The organism is Sphingobacterium sp. LRF_L2 (assembly GCF_965644235.1).
Lineage (GTDB): Bacteria > Bacteroidota > Bacteroidia > Sphingobacteriales > Sphingobacteriaceae > Sphingobacterium.
Map to the genome: position 1 here is coordinate 1 of NZ_CBFFRI010000010.1, position 26,149 is coordinate 26,149.

A 26,149-nucleotide genomic window follows, 5' to 3' on the forward strand; every position below is an offset into this window, starting at 1 on the left:
CGTTCTTAGGTTGTTCTTGCTCCATCCTTAGGTTATCCTTGTTCCATCCTTGGGTCATCCTTGTTCCGTTCTTGGGTCATTCTTGTTCCATCCTTAGGTTATCCTTGTTCCGTTCTTGGGTTGTTCTTGTTTCGAAGCCTGCGCAGCAAAAAGCCCCTCCAACTTCCCACCTTAGACCGGATTTACTTAGCGTTAATAGGGGGTTAGTAGGGGCATTACCCCTACTAACCCCCTATTAACCCCCTACTATACCCCTATAAAACCCCTGTTAACACCGAACTTAAACAGAGCTAAAGAATACGTTCCAAATAACTCGCTGCAAACATAAAACACTTTATTTGACACAAAAAAGACTTGAGACAATCAGATTGGAACAGAATTTGATAAGTTAATAAAGAAACAAAAAGAAAGGTTTATATGATAAAAAAAGAGAAAATGATTACCGTACGATTAGAAAAAAATCCTTACATGTACTACATGACAAATTGGGGATTTGTAGAACAAAACACAGAAAAATTAGACCATCAGTCTAAAAACAAAAAAAGAGGTTAACTCCTCCTATTCGATGCTAAAAAAGAGGTGCTTTATGGAAATAAAGCATTTTATTTTTTTAGCTCCTTTGTGCAATCCACCTCGGCCTTACACTCTTCCACAATTTCATCATCAAACAAAATCCTAACAGATGGCGTATACGTATCTGCATGTTGACCTGTTTTTGTTGCCCAAAAGAAAGCTATTAAAAATATCAACGCGATAAAAATACTACAACCAATAAGAAAAAAGATAATATTCATGAGACATCTGAATAAAAATATAACAAAATACAGTTAAAAACCAATTAAATTAATCCTCTCTTACGTGCAAACCAACGCGTCATTAAACTCGTAAAGGAAATAATTGTTACCGTACTAATAGGCATGAGGATTGCAGCAAACAAAGGAGACATCGTACCTTGGACAGCAAAGGACAGCCCCACAATATTATAGCTTAACGATATCAAAAAGCTAAAATGAATAACTTTCACAGCATCCTTTGCAAAAGCAAAAAAAACCGGCAATTTGGAAAAAGAACTTCCATCAAGAATAGCATCACATCCTGGTGAAAAATTATTGATATCATCAGAAACCGCGATCCCCAGGTCTGCTTTACGAAGAGCTCCTGCATCATTCAACCCATCTCCTAACATACAAACTTGCCTTCCTTGATTTTGCCAGTTACCGATCTGTGTTAGTTTTTCGGCAGGACTTTGATTAAACAATAGCACTGCCGATTTGGGAAAAATCAAGCGAATAGCATCAAGGCGACGTTCATTATCCCCAGAAATTAAATGTAAATCGTATTTTTTATGTTCAAATGTTTTTACCACAGCTAAAAGTCCCTCTCTCCAAGCTTGCTCCAACGTAAAAAAACCACACAAACTTCTTCCAATAGCAACATACACACGAGTACCGTCCTGGATTCCGTTTTCACCAAGCACAAAAGATGCGGAACCGATCTTCACCGATACGCCTTCGATACGAGCTAAAATACCTTTCCCTATAAATTCCTCAAAATCGAACAGCGTTTTCAATTCACCTTCTCCTAGCCATTTTACTATTTCGCGACTTAAAGGGTGTCCAGAATGCCTGCATACGGAACGAACAATTACTCGATCTTCTGCCGTTAAGTCGCCTTCAAAAAACATCATAGATGAATTTGGAGAAGAGATTGTACCTGTTTTATCAAACACCAAGCAATCGATAGCTGCCATCTGCTCGACCGCAGCAGTATTCTTTAAATACATCTTATTCTTATCCAAGATACTCAAAGCCGCAGAGAGCGTAAATGGCGAACTCAAGGCCAAAGCACAAGGACAAGCGATAATCAGTACCGCTGTGAAGGCTCCCCAGGCCCGAGTCGGATCACCTCCTGTTAGCCAAAACAATGTAGCCACCAATGCAACAGTAATCAAACCTATCGTAAAATATTTACTTATAAAACCAATAAACGTATCAAATTTTTTCTCATAATGCTTTAGGTTTTCGTTATTCCATAATTTAGTCAAATAACTCTGAGAGACCGCTTTCATAACTTCCAACTCAATAGCTCCCCCTACCTGTCTACCTCCAGCATATACAATCTCTCCTAAAGTCTTCTCGACCACCTTAGATTCTCCGGTAACGAAACTAAAATCGACAGCAGCACTCCCTTTAAGCAAAATTGCGTCTGCAGGAATAATCTCATTATTACGCACTAAAATTCGATCTCCTACTTTCAGATCTGCAATTTGCACAGGACGATCCCCTCCCTCTTCCAAGCGGGTTACCGCTACAGGAAAATAAGAACGATAGTCCCGTTCGAAAGATAAGTGATAGTAAGTACGCTGTTGCACCCATTTCCCTATAAGAATAAAGAAAACCAAGCTACATAAAGTATCCGCAAAGCCTGGTCCTGTTTGCGTCAAAACCTCGATTGCCGTACGTAAAAAAATCACCAAAATACCTAAGGCCAAAGGAACATCTAAATTCAATTGGCGGTGTTTCAAACTTTGCCAAGCAGACTTAAAATAGTCAGAAGCACTATAGAAGAGTGTTGGGATTGCAAATGCAAGATTCATATAGCCAAAAAAATTGGCGTAGTGCTTTTCAAAAGCGTCCATTCCAAAGTATTCCGGAAAACTCAACATCATCGAATTTCCAAAACAAAATCCTGCAACGGCGATTTTAGCAACAAGACGATTTTGGTTTACCTTTTTCCCTTCTTTTACAAGATCTTGTAGCGTGATTTTAGGTTCATAACCGATATCCGTGAGTAAAGCAACTAAGTTCCGCAAGGAGAGTTCCTCATGTTTAAAACTAATACTAACTTGTTTTTTCATAAAATCCACTTCTGCATTTAACACTGCGGGATTTAACTTATACAAATGCTCTAACAACCAAATACAAGAACTACAATGTATAGCGGGAATAAAAAAAGTGATAATCGAACGTTCCTGATCCTTGAAATCAACAAGCTTAGCAACAATATTAGGTTCGTCTAAATATGTCAGATCTTCTTTCGGTACTTTCTGTGATTTACCAGGATGTGTATTATACCGGTAATAATTTTGCATATTACTTTCCTTTAGGATCTGATACACCGTTTGGCATCCTAAGCAACAAAAAACATGTTCATCCACCTTTAACGTGGAATCTGATTCCATTTTATCCCCACAATGAAAGCAAACTTGATCCAGTAAAATAAACTCACGATCTTCCATACAAACAAAATAAATCTAAGTGGTTACCATGAAGCACACCTGTTCCTTAGATAGCTTGACTAAATAAACGATTTCCTTCTTTAACCTGATGAAGACGTTGGTCAAAAGCCATACAGATATTTCTGAGAAAAGATTTACCAGATTCTGTTGCAAGCACTTTTCCATCGTGAATCTCCACCAATCCATCTTCTAACAGAGGTGATAGCCTTCGTATGATGATAGCTTTTTGTTCCGCATCATCAGACAATTCAACCGATGCACGGCACATCATATCCAAAATATATTTCCGAATAACTAAATCTTCAGATGTTAACAAATGCCCCTTAAATACGGGAAAACTTCCTTCGTCCAACAATCGGTAGTACTCTTCGACAGTCTTTACATTTTGGGCAAAACAACTCCACGCATCACTAATAGATGACACACCTAAACCGATCAAAACAGGAGTATACCGATCTGTATACCCCATAAAGTTTCGATGAAGATTACCTGTCGACGAAGCCTTAAATAGTTCGTCATTCACCTTTGCAAAATGATCCATCCCCACATCCCTATAGGCCTTCTCTTCGATCATTTGTTTTCCAAGAATATATAATTCCAACTTCTCCTGACCGACAGGAAGATCATGTTCTGTGAATCTTCGTTGCCCGGGTTTAATCCAAGGCACATGCGCATAGCTGTAGAATGATATCCGATCAGGTTCCATGACCAATGATTTATTGATCGTGTCCGCAATACTTTCTTTTGTCTGCAACGGCAATCCATATATCAGATCAAAATTGATAGACGTATATCCTATATTTCTTGCCATTTGCACCACGCGTGCAACATCTTCTTCCGTCTGCTGGCGATTGATGATATATTGTACTTTGGGATCAAAATCCTGTATACCTAGGCTCAATCTTTTGAATCCCAATGCAAATAGTGTCTCTAAATGTTCTTTTGTCGTATTCGCAGGATGAGCTTCGAAAGAAAAGGTTGCATTTTCCAATACTGTACAGCCTTCAAGCAAGGACATCGTTAATCTATTTAAATTTTCAGGCTCGAAAAATGTTGGCGTCCCTCCACCAAAATGAACCTCGCTAATACAAATATCTGTCCCCAAATGCGCCTTGTACATCGCCCATTCTTTCAAAATATAGTTGATATAGGGTGTTTCTACCTGATGGTTTTTAGTTATACGCGTATTACAGCCACAATAGGTACACAAACTTTCACAAAAGGGCAAATGAATATATAAACTAATACCGGCATCACGTGAGGATTCAAAATTGACACATAATTGGCTTAACCAACCTTCTACCGTAAAAGTGTCTGCATCCCAGAAAGGAACTGTAGGATAACTGGTATAACGTGGTGCTGCCACATTATATTTATTGATCAAATCTGTGTTCAGTTGTCTCATCATTTTTTGATTTTAGTACACCGCATTCTTTCACACAGCAACAGGCTAAGCCGACACATTTACCTTTTTCCCACAAATTGAGATTACGTATCGTCTGTTCTGCAATACCTTTCGGACTGCGGTCTATATAAGGAGTATTCGCAATTTGAATATTGAGTTCGTGCGCGCGATAAAGGTCTATGTGATCTGTCGTTAAAGAACGTGTCACAATCTTTTGTACCCCGACCTGCTTCAATTGTTCAAGCAGTTTAGCTTCTAATACATCATCTGCAGAAACAATAACAACTTCTTTTCCTACAGCATAATGTAACGTATTAAAATTCAGCTCGTTTGATATTAAAGTCAAATCATGAATTTTACGATTAGCAATAGCTAACAGTTCCTTTTCAAATTCCTTGATATTATATGCAACAGCTTTCATTAGGCCCTATATTTTGTAATTACTTTACAAAGGTACTTTTGCCTCTTCTAGCTTGTGATGCGTTGAGTCAAATTAGAAAATGATACTAATCACAATCATCTTTATAAAAAAGAAAGAAGATATATCTTACATCCAACGAATTAAGATATCGCTATACAGAAAACAAACATATTGCACCGAGGAGAAAATAAGAGCTAAAGAAAAATGCCTTTAGAAAACTTAAATTCTCTAAAGGCATTTTTTATACGGGGTTTTAGGGCAGAGCTTGAACAAGCGTTCAGCTCATTTCGTGCATTAAAATTTCACGCCTTTCAGTTTTTCAATCGAGAATATACGAATTGCACTACGCTCTTTAACAAGCAATCCCTCATCTTTAAATTCAGCTAACATACGGCTGATTGTTTCGTTGGCTGTGCCAGCAAGTGTCGCTAAATCATCGCGCGAAATACGCACCACAATACCTTCCTCTCCTACTGTAGGCGTCGTCTTCTCTGCAACATTTACCAATGCATTTGCAACACGCTTACGAACAGTATCATAAGCAAATCCCAACATCTGCTCCTCTTTTTCACGGATATTCCCAGACAGCAATTTGATAAATTTACCTGCAATCATTGGCTTGTTGTAAAGCAATTCAAAGAAGCGCTCCTTAGGAATCAAAGCAATTTCACAATCCTCCAGAGCTGCTGCATTATCGCTGTACACCTCATTCAATAGAACCGTTTCATATCCAAAAAAGGTGTCACTTATATGGATATCTGTAGAAAGTTCCCTCCCATCTTGGTAAAACAAGAAGCTTCTTACCTTACCACTCAAAAGATAATAAACAAAAACAGGAGAATCTCCAACAGAATAAATAGACTGCTTCTTTTTGAACACCTTAATTCGTGCATCCTTAACCAAGTCTTTCAAAAGATAGTTCTGCTCGTCCTCACTTAAATGTAAACCTCCACGTGTTCCATTATTAGCCGAAATCTTTTCTCTTTTTCTAAATCGACTTTCAATAGCATTAATCAGCTCAATATCATCGAAAGGCTTCGTCAAATAATCATCAGCCCCCATTTCCATTGCTTTTCGCACATCCGCTCGCTCTGATTTTGCCGTTAGAAAAATAAACGGAATATCTGAAGTGGTCTCATTCTTATTCAGCATATACAACACACCATACCCATCCAATTCCGGCATCATGATATCACAAAGAATTAAGTCAGGTCGATGCTTGATAGCCAAATCGACGCCTACCTTACCATCAGGCGCTGTTATAATTTCATAATCTCCAGTTAAAGAAAGCACCTCAGCAGCACCCTCTCTAATTTCAAAATTGTCTTCAATTATTAAAATTGTTTTTGCCATCTATATTTTACTATTGTTGGAAAGTCATTTTGAACATAGCCCCCTCGTTGATTGCAGACCGATATTCCATCTCGCCCCCCATCAGCCGCACATAACGCTTCACAATATTAAGCCCCAATCCAGTACCGGGGATATTTCCAGTATTGTGTGCTCTGAAAAAAGGTTCAAAGAGATTTTTATGGTCTTCGACAGGAATACCAATTCCATTATCGCTGATACATATTATACACATATCATCTTTGATCTCTGTAGAGAATTCAATAAAAGTATCCTCTCCAGAATATTTAATTGCATTAGAAACCAAATTAATAATACTGCTTTTTATTAAATGGCTATCAAGATAAAACATCCCCTTATCCCCCGTATGCTGATAAACGATATGTTGATTTTTTTTACAAATCATTTGCATCTCTTCGGTTATCTCTTCGGCTAGTTGCACTAAATTGATATCTGTTTTATTCAGCAATACTTTACCAGCTTCCAATTTTTCCAAAGAGAGAAAATCATTTAATATGTTGTTTAGCAACTGAACTGCTCCTCGGATTCTATGGGTATGCTTAATAACATTCTGAAAATCTGGACGTTCTATATATTTTTCAATTAATGAAGCTGATAGTTGTACCGAACTTAGAGGCGTACGAAATTCGTGCGATGCCATGGACACAAAGCGAGATTTCATTTGATTAAGTTCTTTTTCCTTCTCGAGGGATAGACTCACATCTGACTTTGCTTTCTCCAATTCAGACACCAACATAATCAAATCCTTTGTACGTTCACGAACTTTCTCCTCAAGTTCAATAGCGTGTTTTCTCAGTTCATCTTCAGCAGCCTTTTCTTTTGTAAGATCGTGAATAAACCCCGTAAAGATATTTTTTTCCTTATAGTGAACCTCACTTACTGCCAACCTAAAAGGAAAAGTTGTACCATCTTTTTTTCGACCTCTTACTTCACGACCAATACCGATAATCTTCTTAACCCCTGTGTGTTGATAATTTTCGATATAACCGTCATGATTACTCCGATCGGGTTCCGGCATCAACATCGAAATATTATTACCAATAACTTCCTCTGGCTGATAACCGAACAAAGTTGAGGCCGCGGGGTTGATCGATTCCACTCGCCCTCGGCTGTCAATCATAATAATTCCATCAATAGCATTGTCAATAATGGCTTCCAGAAGCTTTACGGAATCGATCATAGTTATTTATTTCACTAATTTTTTATACTTAATACGTTTAGGGGCTATATCTCCCAGACGTTTCTTACGATTCTCCTCATATTCGGTATAATTACCCTCAAAGAAATAAACCTGTGAGTCGCCTTCGAAAGCTAAAATATGGGTACAGATCCTATCCAAGAACCATCTGTCGTGGGAGATAACAACCGCACAGCCGCCAAAATTTTCGAGACCTTCTTCCAGCGCGCGCAACGTATTAACATCTATATCATTGGTCGGCTCATCCAGCAGAAGCACGTTGGATGCTTTCTTCAATGTAATCGCGAGGTGCACCCGATTACGTTCCCCCCCAGACAAGACTGCTATTTTCTTTTGTTGATCAGCGCCATTAAAGTTGAACTTAGACACATAAGCCCGCGAATTCACGGGTTTATTTCCTAACAAAATATTATCATTGCCTTCGGTAATGTTTTCCCAGACTGATTTATCTGGATCCAAATCATCATGGTTTTGATCAACGTAGCCTAATACTACCGTTTCTCCAACTTTGAATGTACCTGTATCAGGCATTTCCTGCCCTGTAATCAACCGAAACAACGTCGTTTTACCCGCGCCATTTGGACCAATAATACCAACAATACCTGCCGGAGGTAAGGAGAAACTTAAATTTTCAAAAAGAATACGGTCACCATACGATTTCGAGATGTTATCCGCTTCAATCACTACATTTCCTAATCTAGGCCCTGGCGGAATAAATAACTCGAGTTTATCTTCTCTTTCTTTTGTTTCTTCCGAAGCCAGTTTTTCATAATTATGCAAACGGGCTTTAGATTTCGCGTGCCTTGCTTTTGGTGCCATGCGTACCCACTCCAACTCCCTTTCCAACGTTTTTTGGCGTTTCGTTTCTTGTTTTTCTTCTTGTGCTAAGCGTTTCGCTTTTTGATCCAGCCATGAAGAATAGTTCCCCTTCCACGGTATTCCCTCTCCCCGGTCTAACTCTAGAATCCAACCGGCTACATTATCCAAGAAATAACGGTCGTGCGTTACCGCAATCACTGTTCCTTTATACTGTTGTAAATGCTGTTCCAACCAATCAATAGACTCCGCGTCCAAGTGGTTTGTTGGCTCATCCAGCAATAAGACATCCGGCTCCTGCAACAATAAACGACAAAGTGCTACCCTCCTGCGCTCCCCACCTGACAAATTGACAATTTTAGCTTCGGCATCTGGACATCGCAAAGCGTCCATTGCCCGCTCCAATTTTGTATCCAATTCCCAAGCATTCGTCGCATCGATTATGTCTTGTAATTCCCCTTGTCTAGCTAAAAGCTTATCCATCTCATCCGCATTTTCATAGACTTCAGGCAATCCAAACTTCTCGTTAATCTCTTCATACTCTTTAAGAATAGCTGTCGTCTCCGCAACTCCTTCCTCAACAACCTCACGAACAGTTTTCTCCAAATCCAATACAGGTTCCTGGGCTAAATACCCTACAGAATAACCTGGAGAAAAAACCACTTCCCCTTGATAGGATTTATCAAGACCAGCAATAATCTTCAATACAGAAGATTTTCCAGAGCCATTTAAACCAATGACGCCGATTTTTGCACCATAAAAGAATGAAAGATATATATTTTTTAAAACTTGTTTTTGAGGCGGGTAAATTTTGTTTACACCAGCCATTGAAAAGATTATTTTTTCGTCGGACATATATGCTCTAAATACTACTAAATTGTACAAATATAGTCATTTTTAGTTCTAGAAGACTGACATTTTGATAGTTTCCAAGCTATGGCGTAATTGTTGATAAATTCTATCAGACAATCAGTATAGGATTTATAATTTATTTTTTACATTTATAACATCCTATCATATTAATAAAGGAAAGGTTTATACATGGAAGCAAAATTTTCACCACGCGTAAAGGATGTGATCTCCTACAGCCGAGAAGAAGCATTAAGGCTTCGCCACGATTATATCGGCACAGAGCATCTTTTGCTCGGGTTGATTCGTGAGGGCGATGGGGTAGCAATAAAGATTTTAAAGAATATCGGGATAGATACCACAGCCATACGTCAATCCGTTGAAGATGCCGTAAAGGGTTCATCGATGTCTAGAGCTCCCATTGGAAATATGCCATTGACCAAACAAGCAGAAAAAGTACTAAAGATCACTTACTTGGAGGCCAAAATATTTAAGAGCGACATTATCGGAACAGAGCACTTGTTGTTGGCTATTTTAAGAGACGAAGAGAACATTGCCTCGCAAGTTCTTCAGCAATACAGCATCACTTACGATCTGTTTAAGAATGAAGTAGAGCAAAACAAAACGACGATTACCGACGAAGCCTCAAATTCGCCTACTGGGGATGATGACTTTGCTGATGACGATCAACAATTCACAGCACCGAAAAAGGTCTCGGACATTAAATCTAAAACACCGGTTTTAGATAATTTTGGACGGGATCTAACAAAAGCTGCTGAAGAAGGTAAATTAGATCCCATTGTAGGACGTGAGAAAGAAATCGAACGTGTTTCTCAGATTCTGTCCCGCCGGAAGAAAAATAATCCAATTTTAATTGGAGAGCCTGGCGTTGGTAAGTCGGCAATTGCAGAAGGTTTAGCACTTAGAATAGTGCAGCGTAAAGTTTCACGTGTTTTGTTTAACAAACGCGTGGTCACTTTAGACTTAGCATCTTTAGTTGCGGGCACAAAATATAGAGGCCAGTTTGAAGAACGTATGAAGGCCGTAATGAATGAACTGGAGAAATCACCGGATGTGATTCTATTCATTGATGAAATCCATACTATTGTGGGAGCAGGTGGTGCATCAGGTTCATTAGATGCTTCGAATATGTTTAAGCCTGCGCTAGCACGAGGAGAAATTCAATGTATTGGTGCTACAACACTCGATGAATACCGTCAGTATATTGAAAAAGACGGCGCTTTAGACCGTCGTTTTCAAAAAGTCGTTGTAGAACCTGCATCGCATGACGAAACAGTAGAAATTTTAAACCGTATCAAAGACAAATACGAAGAGCACCACAATGTCACGTATACAACAGATGCGATTGAAGCTTGTGTATCATTGACGACTCGATATATCACCGATAGATTTTTACCAGATAAAGCAATTGATGCTTTAGATGAAGCGGGGTCTCGCGTACACTTGAACAATATACACGTCCCTCAATCGATTATCGATATCGAAGAAAAGATTGAAGAGGTAAAAGTTGAAAAAAACAAAGTAGTTCGCAGTCAGAAATACGAAGAAGCAGCAAAGCTTCGCGATACAGAGAAAAAACTACTGGATCAACTGGAGAAAGAAAAAGCTGCTTGGGAAGCGGAGACAAAATCAAAACGTTATACGGTATCAGAAGATAATGTAGCAGAAGTTGTAGCCATGATGACAGGTATCCCTGTTCAGCGTGTTAGCCAATCAGACAGTCAAAAATTGTTGAATATGGGTGACGCGGTTAAAGGGAGAATTATCGGTCAAGATGATGCTGTACAGAAATTAGTCAAAGCAATACAACGTACACGTGCAGGTTTGAAAGACCCCAAGAAACCAATAGGTTCTTTTGTTTTCCTTGGTCCTACGGGTGTTGGTAAAACAGAACTTGCCAAAGAACTTGCACGCTTTATGTTCGATTCTGAAGATGCATTAATCCAAATCGACATGAGTGAATACATGGAGAAATTTGCTGTTTCACGTTTAGTGGGAGCGCCTCCAGGTTACGTGGGTTATGAAGAAGGTGGACAGTTGACAGAAAAGGTACGGCGTAAACCTTATGCAGTTATCTTATTGGATGAAATAGAGAAAGCACATCCGGACGTCTTCAATTTATTGTTACAGGTATTAGATGAAGGACAACTGACAGACAGTCTAGGCCGTAAAGTAGATTTTAGAAATACGATCATCATCATGACTTCGAATATCGGAGCTCGCCAATTGAAAGAATTTGGTCAAGGAGTAGGTTTCTCTACTGCTGCGAAAGTAAACCAAGCGGATTCACATTCGCGAGGCGTTATCGAGACAGCTTTAAAACGTGCATTTGCTCCTGAGTTTTTAAATCGTATAGATGATGTAATCGTCTTCAATTCTTTGACAAAAGAAGATATATTCAAAATTATAGATATTGAATTAAAATCGTTATTTACACGTATAGAAAGTTTAGGCTATCACATTTCATTGACCGATAAAGCAAAAGAATTTATTGCGGAAAAAGGATATGATAGTAATTTTGGAGCTCGTCCACTAAAACGTGCTATTCAGAAATACCTCGAGGATCCTATTGCTGAAGAGATCTTAAAAGGTGAGGTGAAGAATGGTTCGCAGTTAGCAATTGATTACAACGAAGAGAAAAGTGAAATTGTGGTCACAGCAGTTCATACTGTTAATGATACAAATTCAGTTGAGTCGGATGTAAGCAATACAGACGATAACGAAAAAGAATAATTTTTAATTGAAGCCATAAAAAAGACACCAATATCCGTTGGTGTCTTTTTTATGGCTTATTTTTTGCTGATTGAATTAAACCATTAACATTTTTTAACGTCTCTATAGAGAAGAGAAGCATATTTTTATTACATCTTAAAAAACACGATACACATGAAAAAAATTTTATTAGCCTTTTTAATCGGCACGGCTACACTAGCTGTTTCTAGTAGTTGTACGAAAGAATACTATGATGTGGTTCCTAGCATCACAATGGTTTATGAAAGAGATGCAAATCAATGGACATCGCAATCTGCAATCAACAAATATGTAGATTTGAATGTCCCTGAACTAACATCTTACTATGTGAGTCAAGGAATAGTTGGACTTGCAATTAGTTTTGACAATGAAGCTACTTATAACACTCTTCCGGCCACTATTGACGGAGTTTCTTATAACTTTGACTATACAACAGGTTCTGTTCGTGTATATGCGCAAGACCCTATTTATACAAATGGTGAAATTTCCGTTCCTGAACACGTTTTCATCAAAGTATCACTTACGGAAGCTGACTTCGTACAATAGTAATTAACTACGACTATTCAGAAGATTATGATACACCTTCCCCAAATATTTTTGAGGAAGGTGTATTTTTTAGTTTTCAATTAATTCCTTTGCATGTTGTAGAGCAGACTCGCCAGGATTGGCTCCACTTAACATTTGAGCGACCTCTACCACTCTTTCCTCAGCATCCAACTGCACAATATTTGTCCTCGTTCTATCATCTTCATCCTGTTTGTACACTTTAAAATGTGCTAGTCCTCTCGAGGCAATTTGTGGTAAATGTGTGATAGCCAAAACCTGCATTTTAGTAGACAGCCTCTGCATAATCTGCCCTACTTTGAGTGCCACTTCACCAGATATACCTGTATCAATCTCGTCAAAAATAATCGTTGGTAAGGCCGAACTTTGTGCGATAAGTGATTTTACCGCCAACATCACGCGCGAAAGTTCACCACCAGAGGCAACTTTATGAATAGGTTGCTGTGTTTGTCCTTTGTTTGCTGAAAATAAAAATTGAATATCATCGCCTCCACTTGTTTTGTATCGATCAGCAGTTAGCGCCGTCAACTCAATTTTTAGTTGCGCATTAGGCATACCGACTTCCGCCAACAATTGTTGCACATACTCTTCCACTTCTTTGACAACTCCGGCACGAGATTGACGGAGCAATTCACCTGTATTTCCAAGCTCCTGCAAACTACGTTTTACTTCACCCTCAAGTTTTATCAATCGTTCTTCCTGATTAGCGACGGCCTGAATTTTTTGTTCTAATTCATCCCGTAATCGGATTAGATCGACGACACTGTCAACACGATGTTTCTTCTGTAGACTGTACAAATCACTCAACCTTGCATTCACGACCTCTAAACGCCCCTCATCCATATAGACATCTTTTTCAAGGAAAGAAATCTCCTGTGCAATATCCTTAATTTCAATTTGCGCACTAAGCAAACGATTAGACAATCCTTCGACTGAAGGCAAATAACGCTGAATAGCCTGTAAGTGATTTAATGCATCTTTCAATGATCGATTTGCTGCGTTCTCGTTTTCATCCAATAGATAAGATGCCCCCAATAAACCCCGTTTGATTTCTTCAGCATTCTCCAGCTGATTCAATTCATCTTCGAGTCGTTCCTGTTCACCATTCTCCAAATTCAGCTGTTGTAATTCATCAAACTGAAATTGATTAAAATCCAGTTCCGCATTGGTTGCAGCGATAGCCGTGCGAAGTCGCTCCAATGCAGAAACATTGCTGCGAAATCGCATCAATGTTTCTTTGTAAGAACGTAAGATATCGTCATTTTTGGCGACGCTGTCTAAAACTAGAAGTTGAAAATGTTCTGTATTCAGTTGCAAAGTCGCATGCTGTGAGTGAATATCAATCAGACGTTCGCCAAGAGATCTGAGCACTTGCAGCGTGACAGGAGAATCGTTAACAAATGCACGCGATTTCCCATCTACCGAAATCTCCCGACGTACGATTGTTTCCACCTCATAGTCTAAATCATTGTCGGCAAAAAATGCTTGAAGATTGTAGGCTTCCACGTGGAAATATCCCTCAATAATGCATTTACTATCTTCTTTAAAGAAATGTTTACCTTCCGCCCTGTTTCCGAGTATAAGACCTAGTGCCCCCATGATAATGGACTTACCAGCACCAGTTTCTCCAGTTATAATATTTAGTCCTGCATCAAATCGAATATCTAAATTTTCTATTAATGCGTAATTCTTAATCAATAGTCTACTCAACATAAATTACAAATGTCTATCTCAATGCCTCATATTTTGAGGTATTGGTTGGATCCAATTCCACCAATGTATTAAAAATACGTGTTCCCTCATTTCCTGGAAGTTTACTAAATATTCCTACCAATTCATCTGATTTCGCAGAAAAAAGCGCAGATGTGAGAACATTCCCTGTATTATTTCTATCCACTTCCTTCAGTTTCGCAAGTAGACCAGCCATTGTCTCGCGTGCTTTCGATGCATCTTCCGTCATTTTATCCAAGCCATTTCGATGGTAGAGGTATGCAAAATCTCGATAAGGCTGGTATTTCCGATCCAAAAGATTAGTCAGTAACCAATAACGATTTTCAAGGGATTCCATAGAACGCCACCCCTCCTCTTGACCTCCTTGCGCGGCATTCAGAATAGCTCTTGCTGAAGCAAAATACTTACTTCCGCCATTTAACTTAAATGTATCACTATCCATTCCAACAATAATGTTAGCATAAAATGCCAACAAGGAAGATAGACTACTTAGATTTGTATTTTCATTGAAGTCAAGTTGCTCCCCTTCTACATACGAAAAATTGAATTGGCGATCATGATAGGCTAACACTGGTGTGCTATAATTTGTTCCATATACGGGACGATAAGAGAACACCTGCGCTGAAGCTTTATACGTTTTTGAACCGTCCCATTCCGAAATGGTAATCACCATTGAACAATCAATCTTCTCTTGAGGGGTTATCTTCGTCGCTGTCCACGATCGGTTATTAAGAAAATCTTGAACTACCTTTTTTAATATTTCGAGTGCGCGCTTATTCGTATTTTGTACTTGTGGAGATTGAATTTCCACGCGTATGTTCAGCTCCTGCGCAGATAAGGAAATGACAAAACACATCGAAAAAATAAAGCTAACAATTGTTCTCATTGATTTTCTATTATACTATCAAAGATAGTTATTTACATGTTTATGATAAAGCTTCATCTGCACTGTTTTCATAATTTAAACTTGCCTTACAAAGCCGCAAATTAGCAGCTTGCTGTAATCCTAGTTATCAATTAATTTCTTTTCCCTCGATAAAAAAGAGAAAAAAAACTAGGGCATAAAAAAACCAAAAGAAGTTCATCGAACATGACAAAAAGATTCTTTCGACAAAAAATTAATATGTTTGTATGACATGGCTGATTTTTCAAAACAACTGAGCAAATACGTTCCAGCAGCAGCAGCTCCTATTATATCGCAATGGATTAACGATACAAGTTGTCGATTTCGTGTTTCAAAAAGTAGAAAGACAAAATTAGGCGATTACATGGCTCCTTTTCAAGGCCAACCGCATAAGATATCGGTTAACCACGATCTTAATCCCTATGCTTTTCTGATCACCACAATACATGAATTCGCCCATTTGAAAACTTGGCAACTTTTCAAAAATAAAGTAAAGCCTCATGGAAGCGAATGGAAAGAAAACTACAAAAAACTCATGCAGCCCTTTTTAACGCTTGGCATATTTCCGCAAGATATTCTTCAGGCAATCACAAAATACATGAATAATCCAGCGGCTTCCAGTTGCACTGATATGAATTTGTACAGGGTGTTGCGCCAATACGATACAAATCAACAGCAGGAAATAACTACGGTAGAGTCCATCAGTGAAGGGAGCTATTTCCTATTCAACGGAACGCGTATGTTTCAAAAGCAGGAGAAATTGAGAAAGCGATACAAATGCATAGAAGTAACTACCGAGAAAGTATATCTATTTCATCCTATAGCTGAAGTGATCCTCGTCTCATAATTATCATCCACCATATAAAATTTAAATTTATGGCCCATAAAAATACATTTATACTATCTGTCTTGTCAATCTTAGGCCTGTCTTGCCAAGAACGTCAAGCAGACCATTCGATAGCAACAACTCTCGATTCTGTTGCCTTATCTGCTATTACAGAATCTACCTACAGTCAATATGTAAACCAATTATCTTCGGATGAATTTTTAGGGCGCAAGCCTTTTACAAAAGGAGATACATTGGCTGTACAGTATATCGAGAAACAATTCAAAGAACTGGGCTTATCGCCAGGCAACGGAGAATCCTATTTTCAGGAAGTGCCTATGGTGGAAACAACGTCTACCCCAACAGAAAAACAGCTTATTTTCCAGGGAAAAGAAGGTTCTCTTTCGACAACTTATCTAGACGACTTTGTTGTCGGAAGCCGTTTACTTCAATCGGATATCCAAGTAAAAGACAGTGAGCTCGTCTTCGTTGGCTTCGGTATTGTGGCCCCAGAATTTGGATGGAATGACTATGAGGGGATAGATGTAAAAGGAAAAACGGTGGTCGCTTTGGTTAGCGATCCGGGAAAATATGATAAGACATTATTCAAAGCAGATACAATGACTTATTATGGTCGTTGGACTTATAAGTATGAAGAAGCTGCGAGGCAAGGTGCATCGGGTATATTACTGATTCACGATACCGATGCTGCCAGCTATGGATGGAATGTAGTAAGAACAGGCTGGTCTGGGCCTCAACTTAATTTAGTAGACAATGTCGAAAAAGGAAAAACAACAGCATTTGAAGGGTGGATCAGTAGCGAGACTGCAAATAAAATTTTCGCACTAGCCAAATTGCCATCAGATATTAGGGATAAAGCAAAAAAGAAGGGATTTAAGCCCGTTAACCTTGCTGTTACTACATCAATTCATCTTAAAAATGACATCAGGAAATCTTCCTCTAATAACGTAATAGCGAAGTTAGAGGGAACGAAACGACCTGATGAGGTCATTATTTATACCGCACATTGGGATCATCTCGGTATTGGCGAAGCCATTAATGGAGATTCTATATACAATGGCGCAATAGACAATGCCGCTGGTGTAGCTGCACTTTTTGAGCTTGCGAAAGCGTTTAAAGCTACCCAAATAAAGCCGGAACGCAGCATTGTTTTCATTGCGCTGACATCCGAAGAAGAAGGCCTTTTAGGCTCAGAATATTACACGCAACACCCCATTTATCCTTTACAAAAAACGGTGGCCAATTTAAACATGGATGCCTTTAGCGCGATGGGAGCAACAGAAGATGTTTCTATCGTAGGAATAGGACAAACAGAAATTGAGGATTACGTTGTCCGATCGGCTAAAAAATTTGGACGTACCGTACATGGGGAGAACAATCCTTCGTCGGGTGGCTTTTATCGATCAGACCATTTCAACTTCGTCAAAGTAGGCGTCCCTGGCTTGTTTATGGGAAGTGGAAAAAATCTTTTATCACAAGATTCCATCCTAAATACACAAAGAAAAAAAGCATTGGAAGGGCGATATCATACCGTAGATGATGAGGTGACTGCAGATTGGGATTTTCAAGGAATTCTTGCAGACATTCGTCTATTTTTCGACATTGGTTATACTATGAGTTTAGAAAAAAGCTTTCCGAACTTTAAAGCGAAATCCGAATTTAAAACAATTGGTGAGGCAAGACTAAAAAAATAACAAATCAGCTTTTTTCCGCAACTGTGAACGGATAAAAGAGCTACAGTTGTGGAAAAATAGTACCTTTGTCATCGTAAGTTCAAACTTGGCGAAAAACTCCACGTTAACTTGGTCAAGTTAGTAACTTCGAAAAAGAGATAATGTATAAAATTTAATTTATTTAACCGAATGAAACATTTACATTCAACTATAGCAATTGTATTATTGCTTGCACTAGTAATTGCTATCGTAATTACATTAGCCAACTATTTAGGAAACAAACCTTACAATCGGAAAATTGCATTAATTGGCTTTATTGCAGCTCATTTACAATTACTTGTTGGTATCATTATTTACTTCACGTCTCCACTGGGCTTACAGGCCTTCTCTGGCGAGAACATGAAAAATGGTCTTTCAAGACTTTACTTTCTAGAACACCCGTTGATGATGCTCCTTGCTATTGTCTTAATTACTATCGGATATTCAAAAGCAAAGAAACTAAGTGATCCAAAGAAAGCCAACAAAACGGTTTTGTTATTCTACATCATCGGATTAGTTTTCATTCTTTCAAGAATTCCTTGGAGTACCTGGTCTTTATTTGCGTAAAACATACAGAAAAAAAAGCCTGCGTTAAAGATTAACGCAGGCTTTTTTATGCTTTTTCTTTAAGTTATTCTCTACAGATGCCAATAAAAAAAGCATCAAGAATCGTCTTGATGCTTTTTTTATTATCAAAAGACTTTAATTAGTCTTTATTTTTTCCAAATCCTAAGATATCAAAAACAACTTTAAAAGCAATTATAGAAGCTACAATAATAGCCAAGTTTGCGATTAACGAAAATGTAAAAGCCATTTGATCCAAAGATGGAATAACATCTGGTACAAATCTGATGAACACTCCAACTAAACCGATTACGATAGCTACAGTAAGCTTTACATAGTATTCTGTACGGTTCGCGTTGTTATCTGTCGTTTTTGCGGGTCTTGGAGACACTGTATTTTCCATATCAGTTTAAACTTTTTTTGTAGCACAAATGTAAGGAAGAAAAAGTTAAAATTAAAAAGTAAAGCACAAAAAAAGCAAAGCGACAATCAATTGTATGATACAAGATTATCGCGCACTAGGTAATCAAAGCAGATATCTTATTATTCAGCTCCTTTACAGGCTATGGAGAGTAATAAATTTTACCTAATATTGCATGAAGCGTATTGAAGATGATAAATAGACTATTCCAGATCACGGTGTGCCTTTTGCTGACTTACCTAACTACGGATGCACAACCGCAGCGTATTGACAATTTCATTGTCGAAGAGAATCTTACGAAAAATGGAAAACTGGCCATCATCGCCGTTGACAGTGCTGAAAAACCTTTGGAAAACATCAATGGAACTTTTGTTTTCAATTTGAATGGGTTCCAACAGGATTTGGCTTTTCACGATGGTATCGCCGTAGTAAAACATCCTTTAGAATCGTCTACTTTTGTATTTTTTAAACATAAAAACCAAGAGAAATCGGTCGGGAAGCTGTATTACGTTCACAAATCAGCGCAAAGTCTAAAGCCATTCAAAATTTACGGAGCACTCCTTCTTATCATACCTGGAGCGATTTTATTAATTGCTTATCTTTTTAAGCGCTTTTTGACCACATTTGTTGTACTCGCAGTACTTTATGCCTATTTTCATTACACAAAAGGATTAGACCTTTCCAAAATTTTTGAGAGCATATTATTTGGTTTAAAAGGATTGTTCTAAAAGGGCAATCCCACACTAAAGTTATATTGAATAAAATTATAACGGTCAGGCTTTCTCACTTCGTAAAATGCGTCTTTAAAAGCTTTCGCGTTAAATAGCTCCTTAATTACCCACTGCTTACTGCCGTCAAATTGTGGATCTTTTACTTTCAATCCAGCATCTAAGCGAATAATAAAGTAATCCATATCCATCCGTAAGCCAAATCCCGTTCCCAAAGCGATCTGCGAAAGAAATCTATCGGCTTTAAAAGTTCCCTCTGTTGTAAATTCGTTATCTTTCAATAACCAGATGTTTCCTGCGTCGATGAACGTAGCACCGTTCAGTTTTGTTCCAAGAAAATTATTGAGTAATCGAAACCTATATTCGACATTAGCTTCCAATTTGATCTCTCCCAACTGATCAAGATTTCTTAAATTCAGTAACAGATCTTCGCTCAAACCGCTGCGATCGTAGTTTCCAGGTCCTAATGTACGGGCTTGCCATGCACGAATACCGTTCATTCCACCACCATAGAAGCTTTTCTCAAATATTAACAATTCAGAATTGTTTCCATAAGGCACGGCAATACCACCATTAAAACGGAAAACAAACTGCCTATTACCACCTAAATAACGATACAGTCGGTAATCCAATTCCGTCTTCGCATATTGCAGATAAGGTACACCAAACAAAAGTTTCTCTCCTTCGTCAGACGAACTGAATTTAAACAGATTGCTAGCCAACCCTAATAAGTTGCCACTACTTTCCAACCCCAGTCGGAAATAATGGAAATTCTGTAATTGCAATAATTTCTTTGCATTATAGGTATACGCATATTGAGCACTTAGTCCGAAATATTCACGATTGTTGCTTTTCACATACAGTTGATAACCTTCATCTTCTAAGCGCTGCGCAAAATCGTCATTTAATCTTCCCAATCGGTATTCTACAGAAATTGGCGTCAAACTATGTTGTGAACGCGGGCTTGAATACCAAATGTAGTTTAATGTATTGGTAAAATATCTGTTGGAATATGTACCATCTTGCTGAAACAATTGTACAGTACTTGAAAATGTCGTTCGAGGCAGCCCATATGTACCCTCGCTTGAATTGGGAAACGGCGTCATCAATCTGGGAACGATAAGATTTACGCCTACCTGAAAATCATTATTGAATATTTTATTTGCTAAATTTCCTTCCAATCGAGGATCGAATAGCACACCATAACGCAATTTTACTTCAAGCTGTTCCGCCCCCCCAAATATATTACGATGTGAAAAGGTATTTCCAACATTAAATCCACTCATCCCCGAACTGAATGTAAATTCTCCTTCCACTTGATTAGCCATAACCGGTCTGGGAGTAAGTTCGTAAAATGCATGCAGACGGTTCGAATCAACTTTTAGGTAGTTTATTTTGACATTGCGAAAACCATTCGTTTCGTAGAGACGATCATAAGCTTGATTCTCTTTTTTCAAGTTGTAACGCATTTCCGGTCTTACATACATGTAGCGCGCCAAAGGTTTTAAACGAAACCGTCCTGTTTCGTCGTTAAATGTTATCTGTAACGTGCTATCGAGATATGTCCTTCGTCGATGCGTGGCCACCTGACCAAAAGGAAGCTTTACGGTTACGAACACACTATCTACGTTATATACGGTGTGTTTCGAACTATCCGATGGATTTTGGATATCAATATGTAGATTCGCTTGTCTCGCTACGGTGTTGGTATCTATTCCTACACGCATATATTGACGTAGATACGCGTAATACCCTCTCTCTTTAAGCTGATTATAAAGCAATTCCCGTTCTTCCAAGAGATCATTACTATCAAATTGTTTACCGGGGATTGCTTTCGAATCTTTCTTTACACGATTTACGTACACAGCTTCCACGGCAGAATCAGCAGCATGATAATCCACGCTACCATATACAAATGGTTCACCAATAACCACATTAAATTGCACGTGTGCTTTCTTCTTTTTGATATCGACGTGAGGAGCGACACTGTTATTAAAATAGCCTTTTGTTTGCAAAAACCTATTAATCTGTCGGGAGGAAAGCTCTACCAACGATGAGTCCAAAATATGCGGTGCATCACCAACATTCCTTAAACCATCTTTCTTATATTTGCCATTCTTTGTGTTAAACAAATTATATATGGTTAGGTTCAACCGTGAATTAGGTTTAACCTCATTCGAAATATATGCCGACGCACTTTCTTTAAGTTCGGGAGGAATGCCGTTAATATCGACATCAGAAATCAAGGCTTGATCGTCTTCAACATATTTCGCGGAGCGACAGGATGCTAAAAATAGCAACAAAAGCATTATACTTGCAAAAGCAAAAAAATAGTCTTTCTTAATCATTAAACAATGTTATCAAAAGCGCAAACTAGTTTAATAACGTCATTGCAGCATAAAAAATTTCGCAAACAACACGGTCTTTTTATCGTGGAAGGTTTGAAATCCGTAACGGAGTTTATTTCTTCTGACTATCGTATCCATAGCATCTATTGCATTATGGAAACGCAAACAAAAATGGGTAATTTACTTCAAAATATAAAATGTACAACGGTTAGTGAAAACGAATTTCAAAAAATAACGTCATTAAAAAATCCGCAAGGAATCTTAGCCTTAGTCTATCTACCCCAAACAGAAAAAATTGAATGGGACCTTTTACGGCAACAACATGCGCTCTTGCTTGACGATATTCAAGATCCAGGAAATCTGGGAACCATTATCCGTACTGCAGAATGGTTTGGCATCTCACATATCGTTTGTTCACTTGACACGGTAGATGCTTTTAATCCAAAGGTTGTACAAGCCACCATGGGATCACTAGCCCGTGTCAAACTTATTTATACCGATCTGCCTGAATTTATTCAAAACGCAAAAATGCCAACTTATGGCGCCCTGCTAAACGGACAATCTATTTACGAAACAGACTTTAAAAATGCAAGTTTAATCGTTATGGGTAACGAAGGCAATGGACTAAGTAAAACAGTCATAGAAAAAATCGACCAAGCAGTAACCATACCACGGATCGGCGCTGCAGAGTCCCTAAACGTCGCCGTCGCAACAACCATATTTTGTTCCGAATTGGCGCGGCAAAAACTTTCAATATCTTAAAAGTGAGCGAATCAAAATCTATTTACACACTTCCTTTCGCGCTCTTGTGCATGAGTTCTTTGTTGTTCTCAGCAAGTTTCAATATGATAATCCCAGAATTACCAAGTCATTTGAGTAAGATGGGGGGTGGAGAACACAAGGGCTTAATCATCGCCCTTTTCACATTAACAGCCGGGATCTCCCGTCCATTTAGTGGAAAATTAACAGACCGTTGGGGTAGGGTACCTGTTATGGCCGTCGGCTCCATCGTTTGCTTTGTTTGTGGTTTCCTCTACCCGATTATCAGTTCTGTCGCCCTATTTTTTCTATTGAGACTGATACATGGTTTTTCGACAGGTTTTAAACCTACTGCGACTTCGGCTTATGTGGCTGATATTATCCCGCAAAATCGTTGGGGCGAAGCCCTTGGCATGCATGGCCTTTGTTTCAGTATAGGAAGTGCTGTAGGACCAGCCATAGGCAGCTATATCGCGCTACATTACGGAATGAACCCCATGTTCTATTGTTCGTCACTTTTTGCCGTATTATCTATCGTTATTGTCATGAATATGCGCGAAACACTCGTGAATAAACAACCTTTTCGACCATCCATGCTACGCATACATCGAAGCGAAATTATCGAACCAAGAGTTATCCCCGCGGCTTTAGTAACCTTATTGTGTTATACGGGATATGGCGTTATCCTCACATTGATACCCGACTGGAGCGAACATTTAGGCATAAGCAACAAGGGACTATTTTTTACGGCGTACACCCTCTCTTCCATCGCTATCCGGTTTATATCAGGTAAAGTTGCAGATCGATATGGCCGTATTCGCGTAATGTTTGTAGGCGTAATAATTGTAGCATTAGCCGTATTCGTCATCGGAATTGGAGATGCCGTAGAAGGGCTTATCGGAGGAGCAATACTTTATGGAATAGGAACTGGTATTCTTTCACCCGCTGTGAATGCGTGGACCATCGATCTCAGCCTTCCACAACATCGTGGAAAAGCCATGGCAACGATGTATATCGCCCTCGAAGCCGGAATTGGCGGTGGTGCTCTCCTTGCTGGCTACATATATAGTGAAGAAATCAGTCGCATCCCGGGTATATTTGTGATAAATAGTTTTATCATTCTACTCGCATTTTTCTATATCTTGTATTGGAATTACAAAAACAAAAGAGTTAGTTAATCGTTACTCAATAAATAGATTTTCTTTATGGATAATGGTTCAAAAAAATTTCCTTATGCGCTAGACTTAGCATCCAGTTTGATGGCGATGGCCCTGCTATTAGGTTTTATGTACGCAACACAAAGTGTATTGATACCTTTGCTGTTTTCCATACTCATATCTATCTCGCTATTTCCACTGGCACGCCTATTTGAAAGGCTACGATTGGGCAAAGCTACCGCCTCTATCCTTTCCGTTATCGTCGCTATTGGTATTATATGGACGATTGGTTGGTTTATCGTTCATCAAAGTATCATTATTAGTAAAGACGCTTCTGCCATTACAGACAAAATGATATCTGTATTAGAAAGAGCGCAACTATGGGTAGAAACGACATTTGGTATAAAACGTACCGCCATGATGGATCAATTTAGGGATCAAGGAAACAAGTTGTTATCCAATGCCGGCGCGATGGTCTCCGCAACCTTCGGATCGATTGGCAACATACTAGCTGGTGTTGTATTAGTTCCCTTGTTCAGCTTTTTCCTTCTCTATTACCGCGACTTCTTCCGGGAGTTTTTCTTCAAGGCATTCAGAAGTGTGAACCAATCCAAGGTAGATGAAACATTGAATAAAATCTATTATGTTGTACAGAGTTATCTGTTAGGACTCGTTACTGTTATGGGAATTGTCGCAATACTCAACACCATTGGTCTTATGGTAATGGGTATTGAATACGCTTGGTTTTTTGGTACATTGGCCTCTTTGTTGATGTTACTTCCCTATATCGGCATAGCCATTGGGTCTATACTACCGGCTTTGTTTGCGCTTGCGGTAAAAGACAATGCTTGGTACGCTATCGGCGTTATCGCATGGTTTCAGGTCGTGCAATTTCTAGAAGGAAATATTATCACTCCGAACATCGTTGGCAGCAAAGTAAGTATCAATCCTTTAATGGCGGTTATTGCCATCCTTTTAGGAGGGATGCTATTTGGGTTATCCGGACTAATTTTAGCCTTACCCCTTACCGCGACCATTAAAGTTCTATTTGACGCTATACCGTCAATGCAGGCTTTTGGATTTTTAATTGGCGAACCAGAGAAAGAACACCTCAAAGTAAACTCCACACAAGAACTATTAATAAAATGGGGAATTGTAAGAAAGCCGAAGATAGAAAAAGAAATCAAAGTTGAAATCGACGTCGATACAGAAGCAACACCACCTACGACCACCATGCATTATAAAGAAATTCACGAGTCTGAAGCCAATCCGTACACAGAATTACCGAAAAAAAAGGAAGATAACTCTTCAGCGCATTAATTCAATATTTTGAATACAAGTTCCCGTAACAGCTCACCACTATCGGTAAATGGGCCAATATCAAGCCCTTTGGTCTTTAAATCGTAACTGCTTAGATCGTGAATGATGTCGAAGGTTTTTCTCCTATTAAAATTCCGCGCGGCACTTTCATATTCTTTTAAGAAGAACGTATGTACCCCCAACTGCTTAGCTGCTACCTGAGGTGACTTGTCTGGTAAATAATGATATTTAAGGATTTTTGTAAAGTACGTCCCCAAATTACCAATAACCATAGGCAACGGATTTGATTTAGGATTTGCAATGAAATAGTCCACAATTTGAATCGCCTTTACGGCATTCCTTTTTGCCAGAGCAGACTGGAGTTCAAAAACATTGAAATCCTTACTGATACCGATATTCTGTTCGATATGTAAAGGAAGAATCTCCGTTTCTTTCGAAACATTCAACAGCAACTTCTCTATTTCATTTGCTATTTTTGAAAGGTCAGTACCAAGATAATCAGCCATCATCAAAGCGGCCTGTGGATGAATTGATCGGCCTGCTGATTGGAACTGTTCTACAATCCACTCTCCTACTTTATTTTCGTAAAGTTTAGCCGATTCCACGACGACACCATTCTTCTCAAAAGATTTATAGATCTTCTTCCGCTTGTCAAACTTACCATATTTGTAAGCGAGAACTAGAATCGTAGTTGGTGTCAGATTTTCTAAGTATTTGAGTAATAATTCCTCTTCCGATTTCCATTTCAGGTCTTGTGCCTCCTTAATAATAATAAGCTGATAGTCGCTCATCATAGGATAGCGTTTTGCTGCATTCACGAAAGTAACAATACTTGTATCCTTTCCGTATAGAATAGTCTGATCGAATCCTTTTTGTGCTTCATTAAGAACTGTCCGCTCTAATGTATCGGCTATCAAATCAATATAATATGATTCGTCGCCATGTAACAGATAAACCGGACTGAATTTTCTTTTCTTTAAATCGGAGAGAATGGTATTTACACTCATATAATGCGAAAATACGA

Annotated in this window: 21 protein-coding genes; 9 read left to right on the top strand and 12 right to left on the bottom strand. The window is 38.7% G+C overall.

From position 1 onward, the window contains the following. Positions 1-602 precede the first annotated feature (602 nt). From ccoS to ettA, 7 genes are all read right to left on the bottom strand, one after another. On the bottom strand, positions 603-794 hold the full coding sequence (ccoS, locus tag ACSZOX_RS18775; protein WP_437921726.1) for a cbb3-type cytochrome oxidase assembly protein CcoS: 192 nt from the start codon (positions 792-794) through the stop codon (positions 603-605). Between the two features lie 44 nt (positions 795-838). After that, the gene (locus ACSZOX_RS18780) at positions 839-3,238 is read right to left on the bottom strand and encodes a heavy metal translocating P-type ATPase (protein WP_437921727.1); all 2,400 of its coding nucleotides are present in this window, start codon (positions 3,236-3,238) and stop codon (positions 839-841) included. Positions 3,239-3,284: 46 nt separating this feature from the next. Then, positions 3,285-4,646, bottom strand: coding sequence for an oxygen-independent coproporphyrinogen III oxidase (hemN, locus tag ACSZOX_RS18785; RefSeq protein ID WP_437921728.1), 1,362 nt, complete (start codon positions 4,644-4,646; stop codon positions 3,285-3,287). After that, entirely contained in the window at positions 4,612-5,064 is a 453-nt protein-coding gene (locus ACSZOX_RS18790) for a lactate dehydrogenase (RefSeq protein WP_437921729.1), read from the bottom strand. Before ACSZOX_RS18790 ends, hemN begins: the two co-directional genes overlap by 35 nt. A gap of 294 nt (positions 5,065-5,358) precedes the next feature. After that, positions 5,359-6,417, bottom strand: coding sequence for a response regulator (locus ACSZOX_RS18795; protein ID WP_437921730.1), 1,059 nt, complete (start codon positions 6,415-6,417; stop codon positions 5,359-5,361). A gap of 10 nt (positions 6,418-6,427) precedes the next feature. After that, positions 6,428-7,612, bottom strand: a complete 1,185-nt coding sequence (locus ACSZOX_RS18800; RefSeq protein WP_437921914.1) for a PAS domain S-box protein — start codon at positions 7,610-7,612, stop codon at positions 6,428-6,430. A gap of 9 nt (positions 7,613-7,621) precedes the next feature. Next, complete coding sequence (ettA, locus tag ACSZOX_RS18805) at positions 7,622-9,304, bottom strand: energy-dependent translational throttle protein EttA (RefSeq protein ID WP_437921731.1); 1,683 nt, start codon at positions 9,302-9,304, stop codon at positions 7,622-7,624. Positions 9,305-9,490: 186 nt separating this feature from the next. Between ettA and ACSZOX_RS18810 the strand changes: the two genes are divergently transcribed. Further along, positions 9,491-12,052 carry an ATP-dependent Clp protease ATP-binding subunit gene (locus ACSZOX_RS18810; RefSeq protein ID WP_437921732.1) on the top strand — a complete coding sequence of 854 codons (2,562 nt, stop codon included), beginning with the start codon at positions 9,491-9,493 and terminating at the stop codon, positions 12,050-12,052. Positions 12,053-12,205: 153 nt separating this feature from the next. Continuing rightward, the gene (locus tag ACSZOX_RS18815; RefSeq protein ID WP_437921733.1) at positions 12,206-12,616 is read left to right on the top strand and encodes a hypothetical protein; all 411 of its coding nucleotides are present in this window, start codon (positions 12,206-12,208) and stop codon (positions 12,614-12,616) included. 69 nt (positions 12,617-12,685) lie between these two features. Here the strand turns inward: ACSZOX_RS18815 and recN are convergent, their stop codons facing one another. Continuing rightward, the gene (gene recN, locus ACSZOX_RS18820) at positions 12,686-14,347 is read right to left on the bottom strand and encodes a DNA repair protein RecN (RefSeq protein ID WP_437921734.1); all 1,662 of its coding nucleotides are present in this window, start codon (positions 14,345-14,347) and stop codon (positions 12,686-12,688) included. A gap of 13 nt (positions 14,348-14,360) precedes the next feature. After that, positions 14,361-15,251, bottom strand: coding sequence for a DUF4835 family protein (locus tag ACSZOX_RS18825; RefSeq protein ID WP_437921735.1), 891 nt, complete (start codon positions 15,249-15,251; stop codon positions 14,361-14,363). Positions 15,252-15,501: 250 nt separating this feature from the next. Here ACSZOX_RS18825 and ACSZOX_RS18830 point away from each other — a divergent pair, with 250 nt between their 5' ends. From ACSZOX_RS18830 to ACSZOX_RS18840, 3 genes are all read left to right on the top strand, one after another. Beyond that, positions 15,502-16,116, top strand: a complete 615-nt coding sequence (locus ACSZOX_RS18830; RefSeq protein WP_437921736.1) for a SprT-like domain-containing protein — start codon at positions 15,502-15,504, stop codon at positions 16,114-16,116. A 29-nt stretch (positions 16,117-16,145) separates the two neighbouring features. Further along, positions 16,146-17,810 carry a M28 family metallopeptidase gene (locus ACSZOX_RS18835; protein WP_437921737.1) on the top strand — a complete coding sequence of 555 codons (1,665 nt, stop codon included), beginning with the start codon at positions 16,146-16,148 and terminating at the stop codon, positions 17,808-17,810. A gap of 168 nt (positions 17,811-17,978) precedes the next feature. Further along, the gene (locus ACSZOX_RS18840; RefSeq protein WP_437921738.1) at positions 17,979-18,395 is read left to right on the top strand and encodes a hypothetical protein; all 417 of its coding nucleotides are present in this window, start codon (positions 17,979-17,981) and stop codon (positions 18,393-18,395) included. A 139-nt stretch (positions 18,396-18,534) separates the two neighbouring features. Here the strand turns inward: ACSZOX_RS18840 and ACSZOX_RS18845 are convergent, their stop codons facing one another. Continuing rightward, a complete protein-coding gene (locus ACSZOX_RS18845) occupies positions 18,535-18,795 on the bottom strand; it encodes a hypothetical protein (RefSeq protein WP_437921739.1) in 261 nt (86 codons plus the stop codon). 209 nt (positions 18,796-19,004) lie between these two features. Here ACSZOX_RS18845 and ACSZOX_RS18850 point away from each other — a divergent pair, with 209 nt between their 5' ends. Beyond that, positions 19,005-19,541: a hypothetical protein gene (locus tag ACSZOX_RS18850; RefSeq protein ID WP_437921740.1), complete on the top strand. Its 537-nt coding sequence runs from the start codon at positions 19,005-19,007 to the stop codon at positions 19,539-19,541. On the opposite strand, the gene ACSZOX_RS18855 is transcribed toward ACSZOX_RS18850, so the two are convergent. Further along, positions 19,538-21,889: a BamA/TamA family outer membrane protein gene (locus tag ACSZOX_RS18855; RefSeq protein WP_437921741.1), complete on the bottom strand. Its 2,352-nt coding sequence runs from the start codon at positions 21,887-21,889 to the stop codon at positions 19,538-19,540. The two genes, ACSZOX_RS18850 and ACSZOX_RS18855, sit on opposite strands and share 4 nt — an antisense overlap. 6 nt (positions 21,890-21,895) lie before the next feature. On the opposite strand from ACSZOX_RS18855, the gene ACSZOX_RS18860 reads away from it, so the two are divergent. The 3 genes from ACSZOX_RS18860 to ACSZOX_RS18870 are packed head-to-tail and all read left to right on the top strand — an operon-like array spanning position 21,896 to position 25,125. Further along, positions 21,896-22,651 (top strand): TrmH family RNA methyltransferase, encoded by a 756-nt coding sequence (locus ACSZOX_RS18860; RefSeq protein ID WP_437921742.1) that lies wholly within the window; start codon positions 21,896-21,898, stop codon positions 22,649-22,651. Positions 22,652-22,701: 50 nt separating this feature from the next. After that, positions 22,702-23,826, top strand: a complete 1,125-nt coding sequence (locus ACSZOX_RS18865) for an MFS transporter (protein WP_437921915.1) — start codon at positions 22,702-22,704, stop codon at positions 23,824-23,826. A gap of 27 nt (positions 23,827-23,853) precedes the next feature. Beyond that, the gene (locus ACSZOX_RS18870; protein WP_437921743.1) at positions 23,854-25,125 is read left to right on the top strand and encodes an AI-2E family transporter; all 1,272 of its coding nucleotides are present in this window, start codon (positions 23,854-23,856) and stop codon (positions 25,123-25,125) included. Here the strand turns inward: ACSZOX_RS18870 and holA are convergent. Next, the gene (holA, locus tag ACSZOX_RS18875) at positions 25,122-26,132 is read right to left on the bottom strand and encodes a DNA polymerase III subunit delta (protein ID WP_437921744.1); all 1,011 of its coding nucleotides are present in this window, start codon (positions 26,130-26,132) and stop codon (positions 25,122-25,124) included. The two genes, ACSZOX_RS18870 and holA, sit on opposite strands and share 4 nt — an antisense overlap. Positions 26,133-26,149: the final 17 nt, after the last annotated feature.